Annotated in this window: 14 protein-coding genes; 4 read left to right on the plus strand and 10 right to left on the minus strand. The window is 73.2% G+C overall.

Going from position 1 to position 18041, the window contains the following annotated elements; all coding sequences use genetic code 11:
• Positions 1 to 12: 12 nt before the first annotated feature.
• The 6 genes from OOK41_RS20010 to kdpF form a co-directional block, all read right to left on the minus strand.
• Positions 13 to 699, minus strand: a complete 687-nt coding sequence (locus OOK41_RS20010) for a response regulator (protein ID WP_117667193.1) — start codon at positions 697 to 699, stop codon at positions 13 to 15.
• A complete protein-coding gene (locus OOK41_RS20015; RefSeq protein WP_266266283.1) occupies positions 696 to 3248 on the minus strand; it encodes a DUF4118 domain-containing protein in 2553 nt (850 codons plus the stop codon). Before OOK41_RS20015 ends, OOK41_RS20010 begins: the two co-directional genes overlap by 4 nt.
• A gap of 97 nt (positions 3249 to 3345) precedes the next feature.
• The gene (locus OOK41_RS20020; RefSeq protein ID WP_266266284.1) at positions 3346 to 4227 is read right to left on the minus strand and encodes a potassium-transporting ATPase subunit C; all 882 of its coding nucleotides are present in this window, start codon (positions 4225 to 4227) and stop codon (positions 3346 to 3348) included.
• On the minus strand, positions 4227 to 6434 hold the full coding sequence (gene kdpB / locus OOK41_RS20025) for a potassium-transporting ATPase subunit KdpB (protein ID WP_266266285.1): 2208 nt from the start codon (positions 6432 to 6434) through the stop codon (positions 4227 to 4229). Before kdpB ends, OOK41_RS20020 begins: the two co-directional genes overlap by 1 nt.
• A gap of 20 nt (positions 6435 to 6454) precedes the next feature.
• Positions 6455 to 8110 carry a potassium-transporting ATPase subunit KdpA gene (gene kdpA, locus OOK41_RS20030; protein ID WP_266266286.1) on the minus strand — a complete coding sequence of 552 codons (1656 nt, stop codon included), beginning with the start codon at positions 8108 to 8110 and terminating at the stop codon, positions 6455 to 6457.
• On the minus strand, positions 8110 to 8199 hold the full coding sequence (gene kdpF, locus OOK41_RS20035; protein WP_036343797.1) for a K(+)-transporting ATPase subunit F: 90 nt from the start codon (positions 8197 to 8199) through the stop codon (positions 8110 to 8112). The genes kdpA and kdpF overlap by 1 nt, the downstream gene beginning before the upstream one ends.
• Before the next feature lie 451 nt (positions 8200 to 8650).
• On the opposite strand from kdpF, the gene OOK41_RS20040 reads away from it, so the two are divergent.
• Positions 8651 to 9733: an SRPBCC domain-containing protein gene (locus tag OOK41_RS20040; protein WP_266266287.1), complete on the plus strand. Its 1083-nt coding sequence runs from the start codon at positions 8651 to 8653 to the stop codon at positions 9731 to 9733.
• Between the two features lie 69 nt (positions 9734 to 9802).
• Here OOK41_RS20040 and OOK41_RS20045 read toward each other — a convergent pair whose 3' ends face one another.
• Complete coding sequence (locus OOK41_RS20045) at positions 9803 to 12238, minus strand: M14 family metallopeptidase (RefSeq protein WP_266266288.1); 2436 nt, start codon at positions 12236 to 12238, stop codon at positions 9803 to 9805.
• A gap of 474 nt (positions 12239 to 12712) precedes the next feature.
• Positions 12713 to 14029 carry a family 43 glycosylhydrolase gene (locus tag OOK41_RS20050; protein ID WP_266266289.1) on the minus strand — a complete coding sequence of 439 codons (1317 nt, stop codon included), beginning with the start codon at positions 14027 to 14029 and terminating at the stop codon, positions 12713 to 12715.
• A 200-nt stretch (positions 14030 to 14229) separates the two neighbouring features.
• On the opposite strand from OOK41_RS20050, the gene OOK41_RS20055 reads away from it, so the two are divergent.
• From OOK41_RS20055 to fmdA, 3 genes are all read left to right on the plus strand, one after another.
• Entirely contained in the window at positions 14230 to 14610 is a 381-nt protein-coding gene (locus OOK41_RS20055; RefSeq protein ID WP_266266290.1) for a YccF domain-containing protein, read from the plus strand.
• A gap of 184 nt (positions 14611 to 14794) precedes the next feature.
• Positions 14795 to 15073, plus strand: a complete 279-nt coding sequence (locus tag OOK41_RS20060) for an FmdB family zinc ribbon protein (protein ID WP_117667209.1) — start codon at positions 14795 to 14797, stop codon at positions 15071 to 15073.
• Positions 15074 to 15122: 49 nt separating this feature from the next.
• Complete coding sequence (gene fmdA, locus OOK41_RS20065) at positions 15123 to 16379, plus strand: formamidase (RefSeq protein WP_266266291.1); 1257 nt, start codon at positions 15123 to 15125, stop codon at positions 16377 to 16379.
• Between the two features lie 126 nt (positions 16380 to 16505).
• On the opposite strand, the gene OOK41_RS20070 is transcribed toward fmdA, so the two are convergent.
• The gene (locus OOK41_RS20070) at positions 16506 to 16727 is read right to left on the minus strand and encodes a hypothetical protein (protein WP_117667213.1); all 222 of its coding nucleotides are present in this window, start codon (positions 16725 to 16727) and stop codon (positions 16506 to 16508) included.
• Between the two features lie 101 nt (positions 16728 to 16828).
• A complete protein-coding gene (locus OOK41_RS20075) occupies positions 16829 to 17872 on the minus strand; it encodes a sporulation protein (RefSeq protein ID WP_266266292.1) in 1044 nt (347 codons plus the stop codon).
• Positions 17873 to 18041: the final 169 nt, after the last annotated feature.

Genomic DNA, 18041 nt, shown 5'->3' on the forward strand with positions numbered 1-18041 from the left:
CGCGGCGGCCTGTCAGGGCCGGTAGCGGTAGCCCATTCCGGGCTCGGTGATGAGGTGTCGCGGGCGGGCCGGGTCGTCCTCCAGCTTGCGCCGCAGTTGGGCCATGTACTGGCGCAGGTAGTTGGTCTCGTTCTGGTACTCCGGTCCCCACACCTCGTGCAGCAGCTGGCGCTGGCTGATGAGCTTGCCCGGATGGCGCAGCAGCCGGTCGAGCACCGCCCACTGGGTGGGGGTGAGCCGGACCTCCGCGCCGTCGTCGCGGGTCACCGTGCGGTCGACGAGGTCGACGGTGTGCCGGCCCACCCGGGGGGCCGCCGTCGCCCCGTCGGCCGCCGGGGCGGCGAGGCGTCGGGTGACCGCGCGGATGCGGGCGAGCAGCTCGTCGACGCCGAACGGCTTGGTGACGTAGTCGTCGGCGCCGGCGTCGAGGGCGGCGACCTTGTCCTCGCTGCCCGCCCGGCCGGACAGCACGATGATCGGCACCGTCGTCCAGCCGCGCAGGCCCCGGATCACCTCGACGCCGTCGAGGTCGGGCAGGCCCAGGTCGAGGACCACCAGGTCCGGCGGATGGGCGGCGGCGGCCCGCAGCGCGGCGGCGCCGGTCTCGGCGACCTGCACGTCGTACCCGCGGGCCCGCAGGTTGATGCGCAGGGCCCGCAGGATCTGCGGTTCGTCGTCGACGACGAGGATGCGACTCATTCCTGCGGCCCTTCGGTGCCGGTAAGGGTGGCGGCGGGCAGGCGCAGCACCATGGTCAGCCCGCCGCCCGGGGTGGTCTCGGGGGTGATGCTGCCACCCATCGCCTCGGCGAGGCCGCGGGACAGGGCGAGGCCGAGCCCCACTCCGGTCTGGTTGTCCCGGTCGCCGAGGCGCTGGAAGGGCAGGAAGACGTGTTCCCACTGGTCCTCGGGGATGCCGGGGCCGGTGTCGATGACCCGCAGCTCCACCTGCCCGGCGTGGGCGCTGGCGGTGACGGTGGGCGGCCGGCCGGGCGGGCTGTGCCGCAGGGCGTTGGCGACGACGTTGACCAGCACGCGTTCCAGCAGGCCGGGATCCGCCAGCGCGGCGGGCAGGTCGGCGGGGATGTCGGTGGCGACGTCGGCGGCGGCCGGGCCCAGCTCGTCCAGGGCCCGCGGCACCACGTCCTCCAACCCGATCGCGGCGGCGGCCACGCCGAGCGCGCCGGCCTGCAACCGGCTCATGTCCAGCAGGTTCGCCACGAGGCGGCCCAGCCGGTCCAGGGACTCGTCGGCGGTGGCCAGCAGCTCGTCCCGGTCGTCGGCGTCGAACTCGACGTCGTGGCTGCGCAGGCTGCTCACCGCCGCCTTCGCCGAGGCGAGCGGCGTACGCAGGTCGTGGCTGACGGCGGCGAGCAGCGCGGTGCGCATCCGGTCGGCCTCCGCCAGCGGCCGGGCGGTCGCCGCCTCCTCGGCGAGGCGTTCCTGGCGAAGCGCCACGGCGGCCTGGGCGGCGAACGCCTCGACGACCCGCCGGTCGGCGGCCTCCAGCCGCCGGCCGGCCAGCACGACGGTGAGCCGGTCGTCGACCGGTACCGCCGTCTCCCCGGCGTCGGGGCTGGTCGCCGGTGCCTCCCCGACGGCGGCAACCAGCCGCCAGGCGTCCCGCTCGTAGGCCCGGTTGGGGCGTCCCCGCGCGTCCGGTGCCAGTTCCAGGACGCTGACGGCGCGCAGCGCGAACGTCTCCCGCAGCCGGTCCAGCAGCGCCGGCAGCGGGCGCTCGCCGCGCAGCACGCCGCCCGCGACGGTGGCGAGGGTCTGCGCGTCGGCGGAGGCCCGCGCCGCCTCCCGGGTGCGCCGGGCGGCCACGTCGACGACCCAGCTCACCGCCAGGGCGACGCCGACGAAGACGCCCAGCGCGAGCAGGTTGTCCGCCTCGGCGATGGTCAGCGTGTGAAACGGCGGGGTGAAGAACCAGTTCAGCAGCAGCGACCCGCCGAGGGCGGCGACCAGCGCCGGCCACAGGCCGCCGACCAGCGCCACCCCGACGACGCCGGCGAGGAACAGCAGGATGTCGTTGGTCAGGGTGAGGTCGGGCAGCGCGCTCAGCGCCCCGGTGAGCGCCGGCATACCGAGCCCGGCGAGGGCGAAGCCGAGCAGCCGGCGCCGCCGGGACAGCGCGGCCGGCAACCCACCGGTCCGCCGGCCCCGCCCCGCCTGCGGGTGGGTGACCAGGTGCACGTCGATCGGCCCGGACAGGGCCGTGGTGGTCACCCCTACGCCCCGGCTGAGCAGCTGGGCGAACCGGCCCCGGCGGCTGGCGCCCAGGACGAGCTGGGTGGCGTTGACGCCGCGGGCGAAGTCGAGCAGCGCGGCCGGCACGTCCGCGCCGAGCACCTGGTGGTACGTGCCGCCGAGGCTCTCCACCAGCACCCGCTGGCGGGCCAGCCGGGCGGGGTCGACGCCGGCCAGGCCGTCGCTGCGGGCGACGTGCACGGCGAGCAGGTCGGCGCCCCGGCCCCGGGCGGCCACCCGGGCCGCCCGACGGATCAGCGTGTCGCCCTCCGGCCCGCCGGTCAGCGCGACGACGACCCGTTCCCGGGCCTCCCAGGTGTCGGATATGCCCTGCTGGGCGCGGTAGGCGCCGAGCTGGTCGTCGACCTTGTCGGCGAGCCAGATCAGGGCCAGCTCGCGCAGGGCCGTGAGGTTGCCGATCCGGAAGTAGTTGCCGAGCGCGGCGTCGATCTTGTCGGGGCGGTAGATGTTGCCGTGGGCCATCCGGCGGCGCAGCGCCTCCGGGGTCATGTCGACCAGCTCGACCTGCTCGGCGGCGCGGACGACGGCGTCGGGGATCGTCTCGCGCTGGGTGGTGCCGGTGATCTGGGCGACGACGTCGTTGACCGATTCGAGGTGCTGGACGTTGACCGTGGACAGCACGCAGATGCCGGCGTCCAGCAGCTCCTGCACGTCCTGCCAGCGCTTGTCGTTGCGGGAGCCGGGCACGTTGGTGTGGGCCAGCTCGTCGACGACCGCGATCTCGGGCCGGCGGGCCAGGAGCGCGTCGAGGTCCAGCTCGGTGAACTCGACGCCCCGGTGCGCGAGGGCGCGCCTGGGCACCTGCTCCAGGTCGCCGATCATGGCGGCGGTGTGCGGGCGGCCGTGGGTCTCGACCAGCCCGATCACCACGTCGGTGCCGCGTTCGGCCCGCCGCCGGGCCTCCTGGAGCATCGCGTACGTCTTGCCGACGCCGGGCGCGGCCCCGAGGTAGATGCGCAGTTCCCCTCTGGGCACGGGCGGGTCCTTCCGGTGGGCGGGCCGTCCGGCGGCGCGGCCGTGGTCGGGGCGGTGACCGCCGGGCGGGCCTGTCGTGGCCCGCCCGGCGAGGGGTTCAACGAGCGGCGAACTGCTGGTCGAGGGCGAGGTTCAGCTCCAGCACGTTAACGCCGGGGGCGCCCAGGAAGCCGAGCGCCCGGCCGGTGGTGTGCGCGGCCACCAGCCGCCGGACCGCGGCCGGGTCCGCGCCGCGTTCCCGGGCCACCCGGGCGACCTGGATCTCGGCGTACGCGGGGCTGATGTGCGGGTCGAGGCCGCTGCCGCTGGCGGTGACCGCGTCCGCCGGCACGGCCGGCTCGGCGGGGGCGTCGCCGCGGACGGGGACGATCACCGCCCCGGCGGCGACGTGGTCCACGCCCGGTCGCGCCGGCTCCACCGGGACGCCCTGCCACGTGGTCACGAACGGGGTGGCGGGGGCGGCCTGGTTGACGCTCACCACCCGGGTGACCGGCCCGGTCAGCCCGTCGCGGTGGAACACGCCCAGGACGGCGCCGACGCCGTCGGCGGTGCAGTACGGCCGGCGGCCGTCCACGCCGTCGAGCCGGCCGATCGCCCGGCTGCGGGCGCAGACCTGGGTGAGCAGGCTCTCGGTCGACTCGGCCGGGTCGGCGGCGAGGGTGTCGACGATGCTCTCCGGGCCGAGGTTGGAGGCGGCGGTGGAGGTGGGGTCGTAGCCGTCGCCGGCCGCCGAGGGGCGGGACTGAAAGTAGCGCGGGACGGGATTGCCGTCGGCGTCGGTGAAGGACTGGCCGATCAGCGCGCTGCCGACGGTCCGGCCGCCGGCGGCGACGAGCGAGCCGTCCGCCCCGGCGGCCAGGCCGGGCAGGCGGCCGGCGGCGACCAGGGCCAGCGGGTACGCCAGGCCGAGCAGGACGGTGAACACGAGCAGGGCGCGCAGGGCGGCCAGGTGTTGGGCGAGCCAGGTGGGTAGGCGCATCACGAGATCCCTGGGATGAACTGGATGAGCAGGTCGATGAGCTTGATGCCGACGAACGGCACGATGATGCCGCCGAGGCCGTAGACCAGCAGGTTGCGGCTGAGCAGTTTGGCCGCCGCCGCCGGGCGGTAGCGGACGCCCCGCAGGGCCAGCGGGATCAGCGCGATGATCACCAGGGCGTTGAAGACGACCGCCGAGAGGATCGCCGACTGCGGGCTCGCCAGCCGCATGACGTTCAGCGTGTCCAGGCTGGGATAGATGCCGGCGAACATGGCCGGGATGATGGCGAAGTACTTCGCGATGTCGTTGGCGATCGAGAAGGTCGTCAGGGCGCCCCGGGTGATGAGCAGTTGCTTGCCGATCTCGACGATCTCGATGAGCTTGGTCGGGTCGGAGTCGAGGTCGACCATGTTGCCGGCCTCCTTCGCCGCCGAGGTGCCGGTGTTCATGGCCACCCCGACGTCGGCCTGGGCGAGCGCCGGGGCGTCGTTGGTGCCGTCCCCGGTCATCGCGACCAGCCGGCCGCCCTGCTGCTCGCGCTTGATCAGGGCGAGCTTGTCCTCCGGGGTGGCCTCGGCGAGGAAGTCGTCCACGCCCGCCTCGTCGGCGATCGCCCTCGCCGTCCGCGGGTTGTCGCCGGTGATCATGACGGTGCGGATGCCCATCCGGCGCATCTCGTCGAACCGTTCCCGCATGCCGGCCTTCACGACGTCCTTGAGGTGGATCACGCCGAGGGCCCGCGCCGGCTCACCGTCGACGTGCTCGGCCACCACCAGCGGGGTCCCGCCGATGCCGCTGATCTCGTCGACGACCTGGCCCACCTGCTCGGTGGGGTGGCCGCCGTGCTCGCGGACCCACTTCATCACGGCCGCCGCCGCGCCCTTGCGGACCCGCCGCGCGGGCCCGGTGGCGCCGCCGTCGACCGTCGCGTCCGGCGTGAGGTCGACGCCGCTCATCCGGGTCTGGGCGGTGAACGGCACGAACGTGGCGTGCGGCACGAGGCCGGGCTCCCGCTCCCGCAACCCGAACTCGTTCTTGGCCAGGACCACCACGGACCGGCCCTCCGGGGTCTCGTCGGCGAGGCTGGCCAACTGCGCCGCGTCGGCCAGTTCGGCGGCGGTGACCCCCTCGACCGGCAGGAACTCGGCGGCCTGCCGGTTGCCCAGGGTGATGGTGCCGGTCTTGTCCAGCAGCAGGGTGTTCACGTCGCCGGCGGCCTCGACCGCCCGGCCGCTCATCGCCAGGACGTTGCGCTGGACGAGGCGGTCCATGCCGGCGATGCCGATCGCCGACAGCAGCGCGCCGATGGTGGTGGGGATGAGGCAGACCAGCAGCGACACCAGCACCACGCCGCTGACCCCCGCGTCGGTGATCGCGCCGCTGTCCGGGGCGGCGGCCTGGTACTGCTTGGAGAAGGCGGCGAGGGGCTGCAACGTCACCACGGCGAGCAGGAAGACGACCGTGAGCGCGGCGAGCAGGATGTTCAGCGCTATCTCGTTCGGCGTCTTCTGCCGGTTCGCCCCCTCGACCAGGGCGATCATCCGGTCGATGAAGCTCTCCCCCGGCTTCTGGGTGATCCGCACGACGATCCGGTCGGAGAGCACCCGCGTGCCGCCGGTGACCGCGCTGCGGTCCCCGCCGGACTCCCGGATGACGGGGGCGGACTCGCCGGTGATGGCCGACTCGTCGACGCTGGCGATGCCCTCGACGACGTCGCCGTCGCCGGGGATGATCCCGCCGGCGCAGACCAGGACGACGTCGCCCCGGCGCAGCTCGGGCGCGGGCACCGCCTCGTCGCGGTAGGCGTTGGCGGGGGCGCCCGGGGTCCAGCCAACCAGTCGGGTGGCGATGGTGTCCTGCTTGGCCCGGCGCAGGGTGGCGGCCTGGGCCTTGCCCCGCCCCTCGGCGACCGCCTCGGCGAGGTTGGCGAACAGCACGGTCAGCCAGAGCCAGCCGGTGATGGCCCAGGCGAAGACCGACGGGTCGGTCGCCGCGAGGACGGTGGTGAAGGCCGCGCCGATCTCGACGATCAGCATCACCGGGTTGCGCCACAGGGTGCGCGGGTCGAGCTTGCGCAGCGCGTCCGGCAGGGAGGTCAGCAGCTGCCTCGGGTCGAACAGGCCACCGGCCCGGTCGCCCCTGGTGGCGGGCGTGCCGGGGGTGGCCTGGTCGACCCCGCCGTGCGGCGCCTGCGGGGAAAGGGTCATGTCGTCGTTCCTCATGGTGGTCACAGCCCTTCGGCCAGGGGGCCGAGCGCGAGCGCGGGCAGGAAGGTCAGCGCCACGAGGATCACCGTGACGCCCACGACCATCCCGACGAACAGGGGGCGGTGGGTCGGCAGGGTGCCCTCGGAGGCGGGGGTGGGCGCCTGGCGGGCCAGGGAGCCGGCCAGGGCGAGAACGAAGATGATCGGCAGGAACCGGCCGAGCAGCATGCACAACCCCAGGGCGGTGTTCCACCACGGGGTGTTCACCGTGATGCCGGCGAACGCGGAGCCGTTGTTGTTGCTCGCCGAGGTGAACGCGTAGAGCACCTCGGACAGTCCGTGCGGGCCGGCGTTCAGCGCGGTCGCCGCGTTGCCGGTGGCGAAGGCCGCCGCCGTGCCGGTCAGCACCAGGGCCGGGGTGACCAGGAAGTACAGCGAGGCGAACTTGATCTCCCGTGAGCCGATCTTCTTACCCACGTACTCCGGGGTCCGGCCGACCATCAGGCCGGCCACGAAGACCGTGATCACCGCGAGGATCAGCAGGCCGTACAGGCCCGCGCCGACACCGCCGGGCGCCACCTCGCCGAGCATCATGTTGACCAGTGGCATCATCCCGCCGAACGCGGTGTACGAGTCGTGGAACGAGTTCACCGCCCCGGTGGAGGTCAGCGTCGTCGCGGCGGCGAAGGTCGCCGAGTTCGACACGTCGAACCGCACCTCCTTGCCCTCCAGCGCCGCGCCGACCGCCTGCGGCACCGTGCCGTGCCCGGTCAGCTCGAAGACGTTGGTCAGGGCGACGCTCGCCACCGCCAGGACCGCCATCACCGCGGCCACGGCGTATCCCTGCCGGTGCTGGCCGACCATCCGGCCGAAGACCCGGGGCAGGCTGAACGGGATCAGCAGGATCAGGAAGATCTCCAGCCAGTTCGTCCAGGCCGTCGGGTTCTCGAACGGGTGGGCGCTGTTGGCGTTGTAGAAGCCCCCGCCGTTGGTGCCCAGTTCCTTGATCACCTCCTGGCCGGCGACCGGCCCGCCGGTGATCGTCTGGGCCGCACCGGTGAGGGTGGTCACGTCGGTGCCGGCGGACAGGTTCTGCACCACTCCCCCGGCCATCAGGGCGAGCGCCCCGAGCACCGAGACGGGCAGCAGGACCCGCAACGTGATCCGGGTCAGGTCGACCCAGAAGTTGCCTAGGTCGCCCGTACGGCTGCGGGCGAACCCGCGGACCAGGGCGACCGCGACGGCGATCCCGACGGCGGCGGAGACGAAGTTCTGCACCGCCAGCCCGGCCATCTGCACCAGGTGGCCCATGGTCGACTCGCCGGAGTACCACTGCCAGTTGGTGTTGGTCACGAACGACACCGCCGTGTTCCACGCCCCGTGCGGCACGACCGGGTCGAAGCCGAGGGACAGCCACAGGTGGTTCTGCAACCGCTGGAACGCGTACAGGAACAGGATCGACACGGCCGAGAAGGCCAGCACCGCGCGGGCGTACACGCCCCAGGCCTGCCCGGCGGACGGGTCGACCCCGACCAGTCGGTAGACACCCCGCTCGACGCGGGAGTGCCGGGTGCCCGAGACCACCCGGTACAGGTGGTCGCCGAACGGCTTGTGGACGGCGACCAGCGCCACCACGAGGGAGAGGATGAACAGCACACCGGCTGTCGTCATGGTCATCAGAAGCGCTCCGGGAACAGCAGGGCGACCACCAGGAACACACCCAGGCCGATCGCCAGCACCAGGCCGACGGCGTTGACGGCGCTCACAGCTTCTCCACGCCCCTCACCACGAGGGCGAGCGCCGCGAACAGCGCCACCGTCCCCAGCACGAACACCATGTCAGACACGGCTGGCTCCTCTTACCCGACTCGGTTGCCGCGACCGCCTTCCGGTCACGCCGGGCAATCACAACGCCCCCGGCGCCGTCCGGACAGGGTCCTTCACGCGACCATGACGGCGACGGGCCGTTTCTTGACGCCGTTTTCACGCGCCCGGCCGCGCCGGTGACGGCGGTCACCGGCGCGCTTTGCCCGCCTGAGCCGGGCCGGGTCGCCTGGGCGGCGAGTCGGACCGGGCCCGCCCAGCACCTCCTGCTGGCCCGGCAGGCCCGTCAGGCGCGCGGCGACGCCGATGACCAGCCACTGCTCAGGAAGGCGTGCCGAGCCGGCCCACCAGGGGCCGGGCCTGCATCGGACATCGAGACCCGTAGAGTCTCGCCGTGATCGAGATCGGCGCCCAGATCGATTTGTCCCACCCTGCCGACCGGGTCTGGCGGGCGGTGACGGAGCCGGGACTGCTCGCCCGGTGGTTCGCCGAGGCCGAGGCGGTCACCGGCCGGCCGGGCCGGCTGCTGCTGTACACGGCGGGACTGCCCGGCTTCGACGCCGCCGTCGACGCGGAGGTGGCCGACCGGCGGGAGCCGGAGCTGATCGCCCTGCGCTGCCACGAAGCCGGCCGGCACACCCTGCTGACCTGCGCGATCACCCGCACGGCCGAGGGGTGCCGGCTGTCGGTGCGGGAGACCCTGGAGCGCGGCGCCTGGCCCGTCGAGCAGCGAGTGCGCCGCGAGCAGTGCTACCAGCAGGCGCTGACCGGCCGGCTGCCGGCGATCCTCGACTGGCTGGCCTTCCAGCAGGTCGACCTGCGGCGCGACGACCTCGCGGCGACCGCCGTGCTGCCGGTGACCGAGGTGTCGGGCGACCGGCCGGCGCCGGCCGGCCGCCGTCGGATCGCGCTGGTCGCGGGGCTGGGCGGCGCCGTACTGGCCACCGGGCTGGCCGCGTGGGCCCTGCTGCCCGGCGAGCCGCAACGCGGGGCGGCGCCCGACCCGCTGCCCCTGCCCACCGGTGCGAGCGCCACGCCCGCCACGAGCGGCCCGTCGCGGGCGACCCCGTCCGCCCGGCCGACCCGGACCGCCCCGAGGAGCAGTGCCCGGCCGGGCCGCACCGCCACGGCCGGGCCGTCGCGTACGCCGGGCCCGTCGCCGTCGGCGGCGCTGCGCGCCCGGTACGAGACGGTGTCGACCCGGGTCTTCGGCTACACCGGCGAGGTGGTGGTCGACAACCGGGCCGGGGCGGCGGCCCGGGGTTGGGCGGTGGTCGTCACCCTGCCCCCGGGCAGCTCGGTGTCGGACGTGAACGGGGCCGACTGGCGGCAGGACGGGCAGTCCGTCGTCTTCACCGGGCCGGCCGTGCCGCCCCGACGGTCGCAGACCATCCGGTTCGAGGTCCGCGACGCCGATCCGCTCAGCAAGGCGCCCGCGGGCTGCACCGTGGACGACGACCCGTGCGCGGGCCTGTGAGCATGGGGAACGGGCCGGCGGCCCGCAGACGAGCGTCTACGGGCCGCCGGTCACCGGGGTCGGGCTGCCTCAGCCCGTGGGCAGCGTCGCCCAGCCCCGGTTGAAGTTCTTGCTGTCGCCGTCCGGGCGGTAGTTCTTCTCCACGTTGCCGGCCGCGTCCACCGAGAACCAGTGGATCTTCGTGCCGACCGGGACGGTCAGCGTCTCCGCCCCCTCCCGGATGCCCGCCGAGGCGTACAGGGTGGAGGTGTAGCTGGGCCGGCCGCCGTCGAGGGTGTAGAACACCGCCGCCGGCTCGCTGACGTCGAACCGGACGCTCACCGTGCCCGGGGTGTCACCAGGGGCGACCGACAGGGTGCTCGTCGGCCGGTGCTTGTCCTTGTCGAAGTCCCGGGCCACCCGCATCAGCTCGACCAGGCCGTTGCTGAACTCCAGCGCCTCCTGGTGCGCCTCGTCCCAGGTGGGCTGGAAGCTGGTGCCGACCTCGAAGTTCCAGGCGTAGATGCCGTACTTGTACCACAGCATGTCCCCGGAGTTCCCGGCCGCCGAGTAGAGCACGTCGGAGATCGGGCCGGTCCGCGCCGGGGTGACCGCCATGTTGCGGTGCCGCTTGATGGCGGTGAGGATCCGCGACGACGCGCCCCAGAAGAACGACTCCTCGGCCAGCGTCGGTCGCGGGGCGGAGAGCCGCCCGGGGGTGGCGTAGGCGCCCGGCGACCACATGAAGTAGTTGCCGGAGGAGTGGAGGTTCATCGAGAACTTCATGTTCGGCCGCTGGGCCAGCCAGTCGACGTTCTTGTTCTCCGGCTCGGACAGCTCGCTCGGCCCGGCGTAGGTGTCGCTGGTGCAGCTCGGCGACGCGCCCGAGTACCCGTCGAACAGGCTGTACTCGGTGTAGTTGCGGTTGTTGTCCACGCCCCACGAGTTGCGGGCGAGGGCGTCGGTGGCTCCCCCCGGCGCGCAGTGGTTGGTCATGTTCCGCCGCTGCGAGGCGTAGTCGTAGAACGAGTAGTGCCCGCCGTCGGGGTTGATCGACGGAACGATCCAGATGTCCAGGGTGCGCAGCAGTTGCTTGGTGTTCTCGTCGGTGGCGTGGTTGCGCAGCAGCCGCTCCGCGGTCTCGATCGTCACCAGCGGCGGCACCCACTCCCGGGCGTGTTCCTGGGCGTACGCCAAGACGCCCGTGCGGGAACCGTCCCGGTACTTGCCGATCCGGATGGCGTACACCGGGTGGGGGTCGCGGGACACGCCGGCGGGCGCCTTGAGGTTGTCCGACAGCGGGGTCCGCACGGCCGGCGCGACCACGCCGGCGCCGGCTTCGCCCCGGTAGGTGTACGCCTTGACCAGCGCGCCGGCCTGGGCGTTCAGCGCGGCGGCGACCTCGGCGGCGGTGCTGGTGACCGCCCCGGCGGCGTCGGTGGCCAGGGCGACCCGGATGGCCTTGTCCGTCACGGTCACCGACAGCGGCCGGTCGGCCGCCCCCGGGTCGGCCAGCTCGACGGAGATGTCGTTGCCGCCCTCGTGGCCCCAGGCGAGCGAGTCGACGGCCACCCGGTTGGCGTTGGCGGCGCCGAGCACGACCTGGGCCTTGCGGCGGTAACCGTTGGTCTTGTACGGCAGTTCGACGACCTCGGCGAGCTGCGGGAACTCGGCGGCGAGCTGCTTGATCCGGGCGTAGAGCTCGGTCGGGGTGAGGTAGCTGGTGACGAAGTCCTTCTGGTAGCCGGGGCCCTCCGGGTTGGTCTCCGGGATCGGCAGCCACTCCTTGACCTCGACGACCGCGACGTCGCCGGTCGGGCTGGTGATCTGGATCCGGTGCGGCCGGGTGGTGACCGAGGCGGCGCCGCGGTGGTACAGGTAGACCCCGGCGTCGACGAACCGGTTGATGGTCTGGGTGCCGCCGGAGCCGATCTCCGTGCCGGGGCCGCTGTCGCGGGCCACGGTCAGGGTGCTGGTGGAGGTCTGCCCCTGGGCCCACTTCGCCTCGACCGACAGCACCTGGTTGGCGCCGGAGGTGTAGTAGTCAGCCCGGATGATCTTCACGTCGGAGACGGTCGCGGTCTGGGCGAGGGTGGCGGAGTACGCCTGGTTCTCGGCCCGGTGCGCGGCGATGGTCGCCTCGCGTTCGGCGACCCGCTGCGCGGAGTCCGCCGAGTCGTACAGCACGCCGCCGACCCGGTAGCCCATCCGTTTCAGCGCGGCGACCTCGGTGGGGGTGACCACGGCGTGCACCACGATGCCCTGTTCGACGCGGGTGACGTGGTGGTCGAGGTCGACGCCGGTGGCGACCAGCTCGTCGAGTTGGGCGCTGTCGGCGACCGTCACCTCCACGACGTCGGCCTGCTCGTCGGCGAACCGTTCGAGGACGGCGGGTGCGCCCTCGTCGGCCGTGGGTGGAGCGGCCGTGACGGCGGTGGCCGGGCCGGCGAGCAGAAGCAGGGCGACGCCTGCGGCGGTCGCGGCGGGCAGTCGCCTTCGCCAACGGGGCAGGGCGGATCGGGACATCTGTGGCCACCTTCCTGTATGGAGCTGGCGGACCGGCGGCCGATGGGCGGTCGCCGGTCCGCGCGGGGGGTGAGGGTACGCGTCACCGACTGCGCGCAGCTGGGTGACGCACGGATCGCTACATCGACCCCGCGCGCACAGTGGACACGCAGGCACACGCGAAACCGTGCGGGGTGGTGAACCGGCGCCGCTCCGGTCCGGACGATGTGGCGAGGGCCGTGGGTAGACGTGACGGGCGGTCGATCAGGTCTTTCCGATCGGTTGGCCAATCCTGGCCGGACCCAGTTCGATCTGTCAATGACCTGCATGGTTGGCCTTGGACTGTCACATGTCCCACGTCCCCGACCCCCGCCCGCGCCGGGTTGGCGGGCGCCGGCGCGGATCGCCGGCCGACGCGCTCGTCCCGCTGATGACGCTGGAGGAGAAGGTCGCCCAACGACCCCGCCGCCCTGCCGCACCCCGCCACCCGTCGGCCTACGCGACCTCGACGAAGTCCAGCTCCGCCCAGCCGTCACGGTGGGTGAGCCGCAGGGTGTTGAAGCCGGCGTTCAGGGTGACGTCGGCGCGCACCTGCCGCCAGTTCTCCCACCCGGAGTTGGGGTAGCTGACCACCTGGGCGGCCCCGCCGTTGACGGTCAGCGTGTGGGTGGCGTCGCCGTACCCGGCGGCGTAGGCGAGGTGGGCCGTGTAGCCGCCGGCCCGCGGGGCGAAGACGGTGACGTCGACCCAACTGTCGGCGTAGTCGAGGTAGGCCACCACCTGCCCCTGCGAGGCGCTCGCGGTGTTCCGCACCGCGCAGTGGTTGAGCGTCCCGCGCTCCGCCTCGTAGCGCACCCGGCTGCCCCGGACGACGGGATACTCCCCCGCCCAGCCGAGCGCGGCCACGTACATCCCCCGCGCCGTGTAGTTGTTGATCCAGCCATGGAAGACGAGGTGGTCGCCGCCGGCCTCGCGGACGACGTCCGCGCCGCCGGGACCCCGCACCGCGCCGTCCACGCTCGCCGTCGTCAGCAGCGACCGGTACGCCCTGGTGTACGGCCCGGTCAGCGAGGTCGCGGTCGCGTAGCTGGTCTGGTAGTCGTCCCCGCCGTACCCGCCGAGGGAGTAGAACAGCACGTAGCGCGCCCCGACCCTGGTCAGCACCGGCGCCTCGACGATGCCGGCCTCCTCCGGGCGGTCGTTACGCAGCAGCTCCACCCGGGCGCCCTGTAGCGTCACACCGTCGGCGGCCACCCGCTGGAGCCAGAGGCTCGTCGGCTGGCCGACGGCGTTGCCGTCGTCCTTGTAGAGCAGATACCGCAGCCCCGTGCCGTCGACGAAGCTGGACGCGTCGATATCGCCGCCCTCGCCGCCGTTGCACACCAGCGGCCCGGTCCCGACGGGAGCGAACGGGCCCAACGGCGAGCTGGCCAGGGCCACGCCGATGCACTGCCGGCCGGCAGCCCGACTCCGGGCGGTGTAGTAGAGCAGGTACCGACCGTCGGCACGCGGGGACACGTCGGGAGCCCAGGTGCGGCCCCCGTCGGCCCACGTGCCGAGGGTCGGCAACGCGTCCGGCCGCCGCGTCCACGGCCCGCCCAGCGAGGCGGCCGTGGCGACCGGCACGTTACCGAAGCCGTTGTTGGTCGAGTAGGCGTAGTACGTGCTCCCGACCTTGATCACGTCCGGGTCGGGGAAGTCGCCGCCGATGACGAGCGCCGCGGGCGTGGTCGCCGCGGAGGCCGCCTGTGCGGTGCTGACGACAGGGCTGGCCACGAGCACGGCGACCAGGCAGGCAAGGAGTCGGCGCATGACCGAGTATAACCACGTGCATCGATGCCAAGGGGGTCGACGAACCGTCCCTCGCACCGGTGGTGGACTGCCGGCGCCGCCGGTGTCGCCGTTGGCGCCGCCCCGCTCGCCCGGGCCGCCGTGGGGCGTGACGGCCAGCCTCGCCTGGGCGCGGCCCGGGCCGGGGCGCTCCGGTGGCGGGCGGGAGTCATGCTGGAGGGGTGATCCGCTTTGTGCTCAACGTGTTGTGGCTGGTCTTCGGCGGCGGCCTCGTCCTCGCCGTCGGATACGGCATCGCCGCGCTGATCTGCTTCGTCCTGGTCGTCACGATCCCGTTCGGGGTCGCCTCACTACGCCTGGCCAGCTACTCGCTGTGGCCCTTCGGCCGCACCCTCGTGCCCAAGTCCGGCGCCGGCGTGCCCTCCGGCCTGGCCAACCTCCTCTGGGTGGTGCTGGCCGGCTGGTGGCTGGCGCTGTCCCACGTCCTCGCCGGCATCGCGCTCTGCGTCACGATCGTCGGGATCCCGTTCGGCATCGCGAACTTCAAGCTCGTACCCGCCGCGTTCTGGCCCCTCGGGCGCGAGGTCGTCGACGCGCCGTAGCGCGCTGGCGGACGCGACGACCCCGAGCTGAGGGCGCGGTCAGCCGGCACCCCGTAGACGCCACCGCCGGCGTCCCCCGTTGGTGACTTCGTGCCATTCTGCGGGCAAAAAGGGCGGAGAATCAGCATGCGGGCGATTCAGCCGCAGGCCGGTCGCCGCCCGCAGGACTGCGAGGGGGCGGTGGATGGCCACGTACGAGTACCGATGCCAGCAGGACGGCAGCTTCGACACCACGCTGCCGATCGGCGCCGCCGGCCCGGCGGCGCGCTGCCCACGGTGCGGGGGCCGGGCCGCCCGGGTCTTCTCAGCGCCTCGGCTCAGCCGCACGCCGGCGCCCCTGCGCCAAGCCATCGACCGCGCGGAGCGTAGCGCGGAGGCGCCGGACGTCGTGACGCGCGTCCCGGGCCGGCCTCCGATCCGGCGGTCACCGAACCCGGCCCACGCCCGCCTGCCCCGCTGGTGATCAGCCCACACCGGCCGGTCCCACCAGGACGATCGAAAGGCAGAACGACATGCCCGAACTGCTGTTCCCGCTCGACTCCGGCAGAAAGTTCACCGACCAGGAGAAGATCGGCCACAACCGGTGGCACCCGGACATCCCACCCGTGGCCACCGTCCGGCCCGGCCAGACGTTCCGGGTCCACTGCCGGGAGTGGTTCGACGGGGCGATCCACAACGACGACTCGGCCGAGGACGTCCGGGACGCCCCGCTAACCACGGTCCACGCCCTCAGCGGCCCCTTCGCCGTGCAGGGCGCCGAACCCGGCGACCTGCTCGTCGTCGACATCCTCGACCTCGGGCCCATCCCGCAGGAGGACTCCGGGCCGCTGGCCGGCCAGGGCTGGGGGTACACCGGCGTCTTCCCCACCGGCAACGGCGGCGGATTCCTCACCGAGCAGTTCCCCGACGCCTACAAGGCCATCTGGGACTTCACCGGTCAGCGGGCCACCTCCCGGCACATCCCCGGCGTCGAGTTCACCGGGATCACCCATCCCGGGCTGATGGGCACCGCCCCGTCCGCGGGGATGCTGGCCACCTGGAACCGACGCGAGGGCGCGCTGCGCGCCACCGACCCGGACCGGGTACCGCCCCTGTCCCTGCCGCCCGAGCCCCGCGACGCGATCCTCGGCACGCTCACCGGCGCCGAGTTCGACCGGGTGGCGGCGGAGGCGGCGCGCACCGCCCCGCCCCGGGAGAACGGCGGGAACCAGGACATCAAGAACTTCACCGCGGGCACCCGGGTCTTCTACCCGGTCTACGTGCCCGGCGCGAACCTGTCCATGGGCGACCTGCACTTCTCCCAGGGCGACGGGGAGATCACCTTCTGCGGCGCGATCGAGATGGGCGGCTTCATCGACCTGCACGTCGACCTGATCAAGAACGGCATGCAGACGTACGGCGTCGCCGAGAACGCCATCTTCCTGCCGGGGAACACCCCGCCGCAGTTCAGCCAGTGGCTGGCCTTCTCCGGAATCTCCGTGACCCTCGACGGCCAGCAGCGGTACCTCGACTCGCAGTTGGCCTACCAACGCGCGTGTCTGCACGCCATCGACTACCTGACCCGCTTCGGTTACCAGCCCGAGCAGGCGTACCTCCTGCTCGGCGCGGCACCGATCGAGGGCCGGTTCTCCGGGGTGGTGGACATCCCCAACTCCTGCGCGACGGTGTACCTGCCCACCGAGATCTTCAACTTCGACGTGCGCCCGTCCGCCGGCGGCCCGGCCAGGATCGACCCGGGCCCGGGCGCCCCGCGGGCCAGCATGTCCTGACCGCACGGCCCCGGTCCGCACCGGGGCCGGCGAGGACGCCCGCCGGCCGGACGCGCGGGCCCGGACGACCCGAGCGCCACCGGCCGGCCGGTGGCCGGCGACCGCAGTCGCCGGGCACCGGGGGTTCTACTTGGTGCCGGTCAGGGCGACGAGGGCGCTGGCCGTGTGGAAGTACGGGTTGCGGCCGAGGTCGCCGACGGTGGTGATACCGAAGGCGTCCTTGAGCAGCTTGGCGTCGCCGTTGCTGACCCCGGCGAGGGCGGACACCGGGGCGTCGACCAGCTCGGCGAGGGTCTTGTCCTGGTAGGCCTTGTCGACCAGCTTGGTGAGGTCGGCGGTGACGGGCATGCACTCTCCTTCACACTCGGCCGGACATTCCGGCCGAAACGGAACAACTACCTGAATTAGATCATCTCGTACGCCGACGGTCCACTCCGGACCGGGCTCCCTCAGTCCTCGTCGCCGCCCTCGTCGTCGCCGCCCTCGTCGTCGTCACCGAAGGAGTCGAAGACCTCGTCGGCGACCATGCCGCCGGCGAAGCCGAGCGCCGCGCCGCCGAGCACGCCGGCCGCGACGGCACCCATGCCGGGGCCGCGCCGCTCGTGGTGCTCCTCGTGGTGGTCGCCGTGGGCGTACCCGCCGGGGCCGGGCGGGTAGCCACCGGGCACGGGGTAGCCGTACCCGACCTGGCCGTAGCCGTGCCCGGCGTGCCGGCTCTGGTACCCGTCGAGAGCCTGGCGCAGCCAGGTGTCCACCTGGGCGGCCCAGTCGACGTGGTCGGCGTCGGCGTGGTCGACCCGGTAGCGACCGAAGGAGTCGTGACCGCCGGCGAACAGGCCGCCGCGCTTGTCGAACTCCAGCACCACGTCCACCCCGTACTCGTTCGCCACGAAGGTCAACTCGACCTCGTTGACGCCGTGGGCGTACTGCGGGGCGGCGTAGTACTCGATCTCCTGGTAGAAGGGCATGGTCTGGTGCAGGCCGGCGATGTGCCCGCGTTCCAGGTCGGCGCCCTTGAACTGGAAACCGAGTCGGCCGAAGGCCTCAAGGATGCGTTCCTGCACCGGCAGCGGGTGTACGTGGACGGGGTCGAGGTCACCCTTGTCCACCGCGCCACGCACGGCCACCTCGGTACGCAGGCCCATGGTCATGCCGTGCAGGTGCTGCCCGTACACGGTCGTCACGGGGGTCTCCCACGGCACCGGCAGCTGGAAGGGCAGCGACAACCGCTGCCCCTCGGACAGGCGCAGGCCGCCCGCGACCTGGGTGCGGTGGAACTCGACGAGCGCGTCGTACTCCTCCTCCGCGCCCTCCGCCTCCACCCTCGTGACGAGGCCGAGGGTGATGTGGTCGATCTCCACATCGTGCCCGCCGCCGGTCAGGTTCACCTGCCCCGCCAGCACCAGCCCCGGTCGGGTACCCGGGTTGGACAGCACCGTGTCGACGCTGGGCCCGCCCACCCCGAACGCTCCCAGCATCTTCTTGAACACCACGAACCACTCCCTCGCCAGTTTCGGTCGCGCCGGCGCCCGTCGGCGGTGAATCGCCGGCAGAGCCCTTGCGGCACAACGTGATCGGCGGCGTCCATGATGGATGCCGCTGGCCCGGCAACCTAGCAACGCCACCTGTGAGATAGCTGGACGAGTTCGGCCAGACACGGTG

The sequence above is a fragment of the Micromonospora sp. NBC_01655 genome (genome assembly GCF_026339755.1).
GTDB lineage: Bacteria > Actinomycetota > Actinomycetes > Mycobacteriales > Micromonosporaceae > Micromonospora.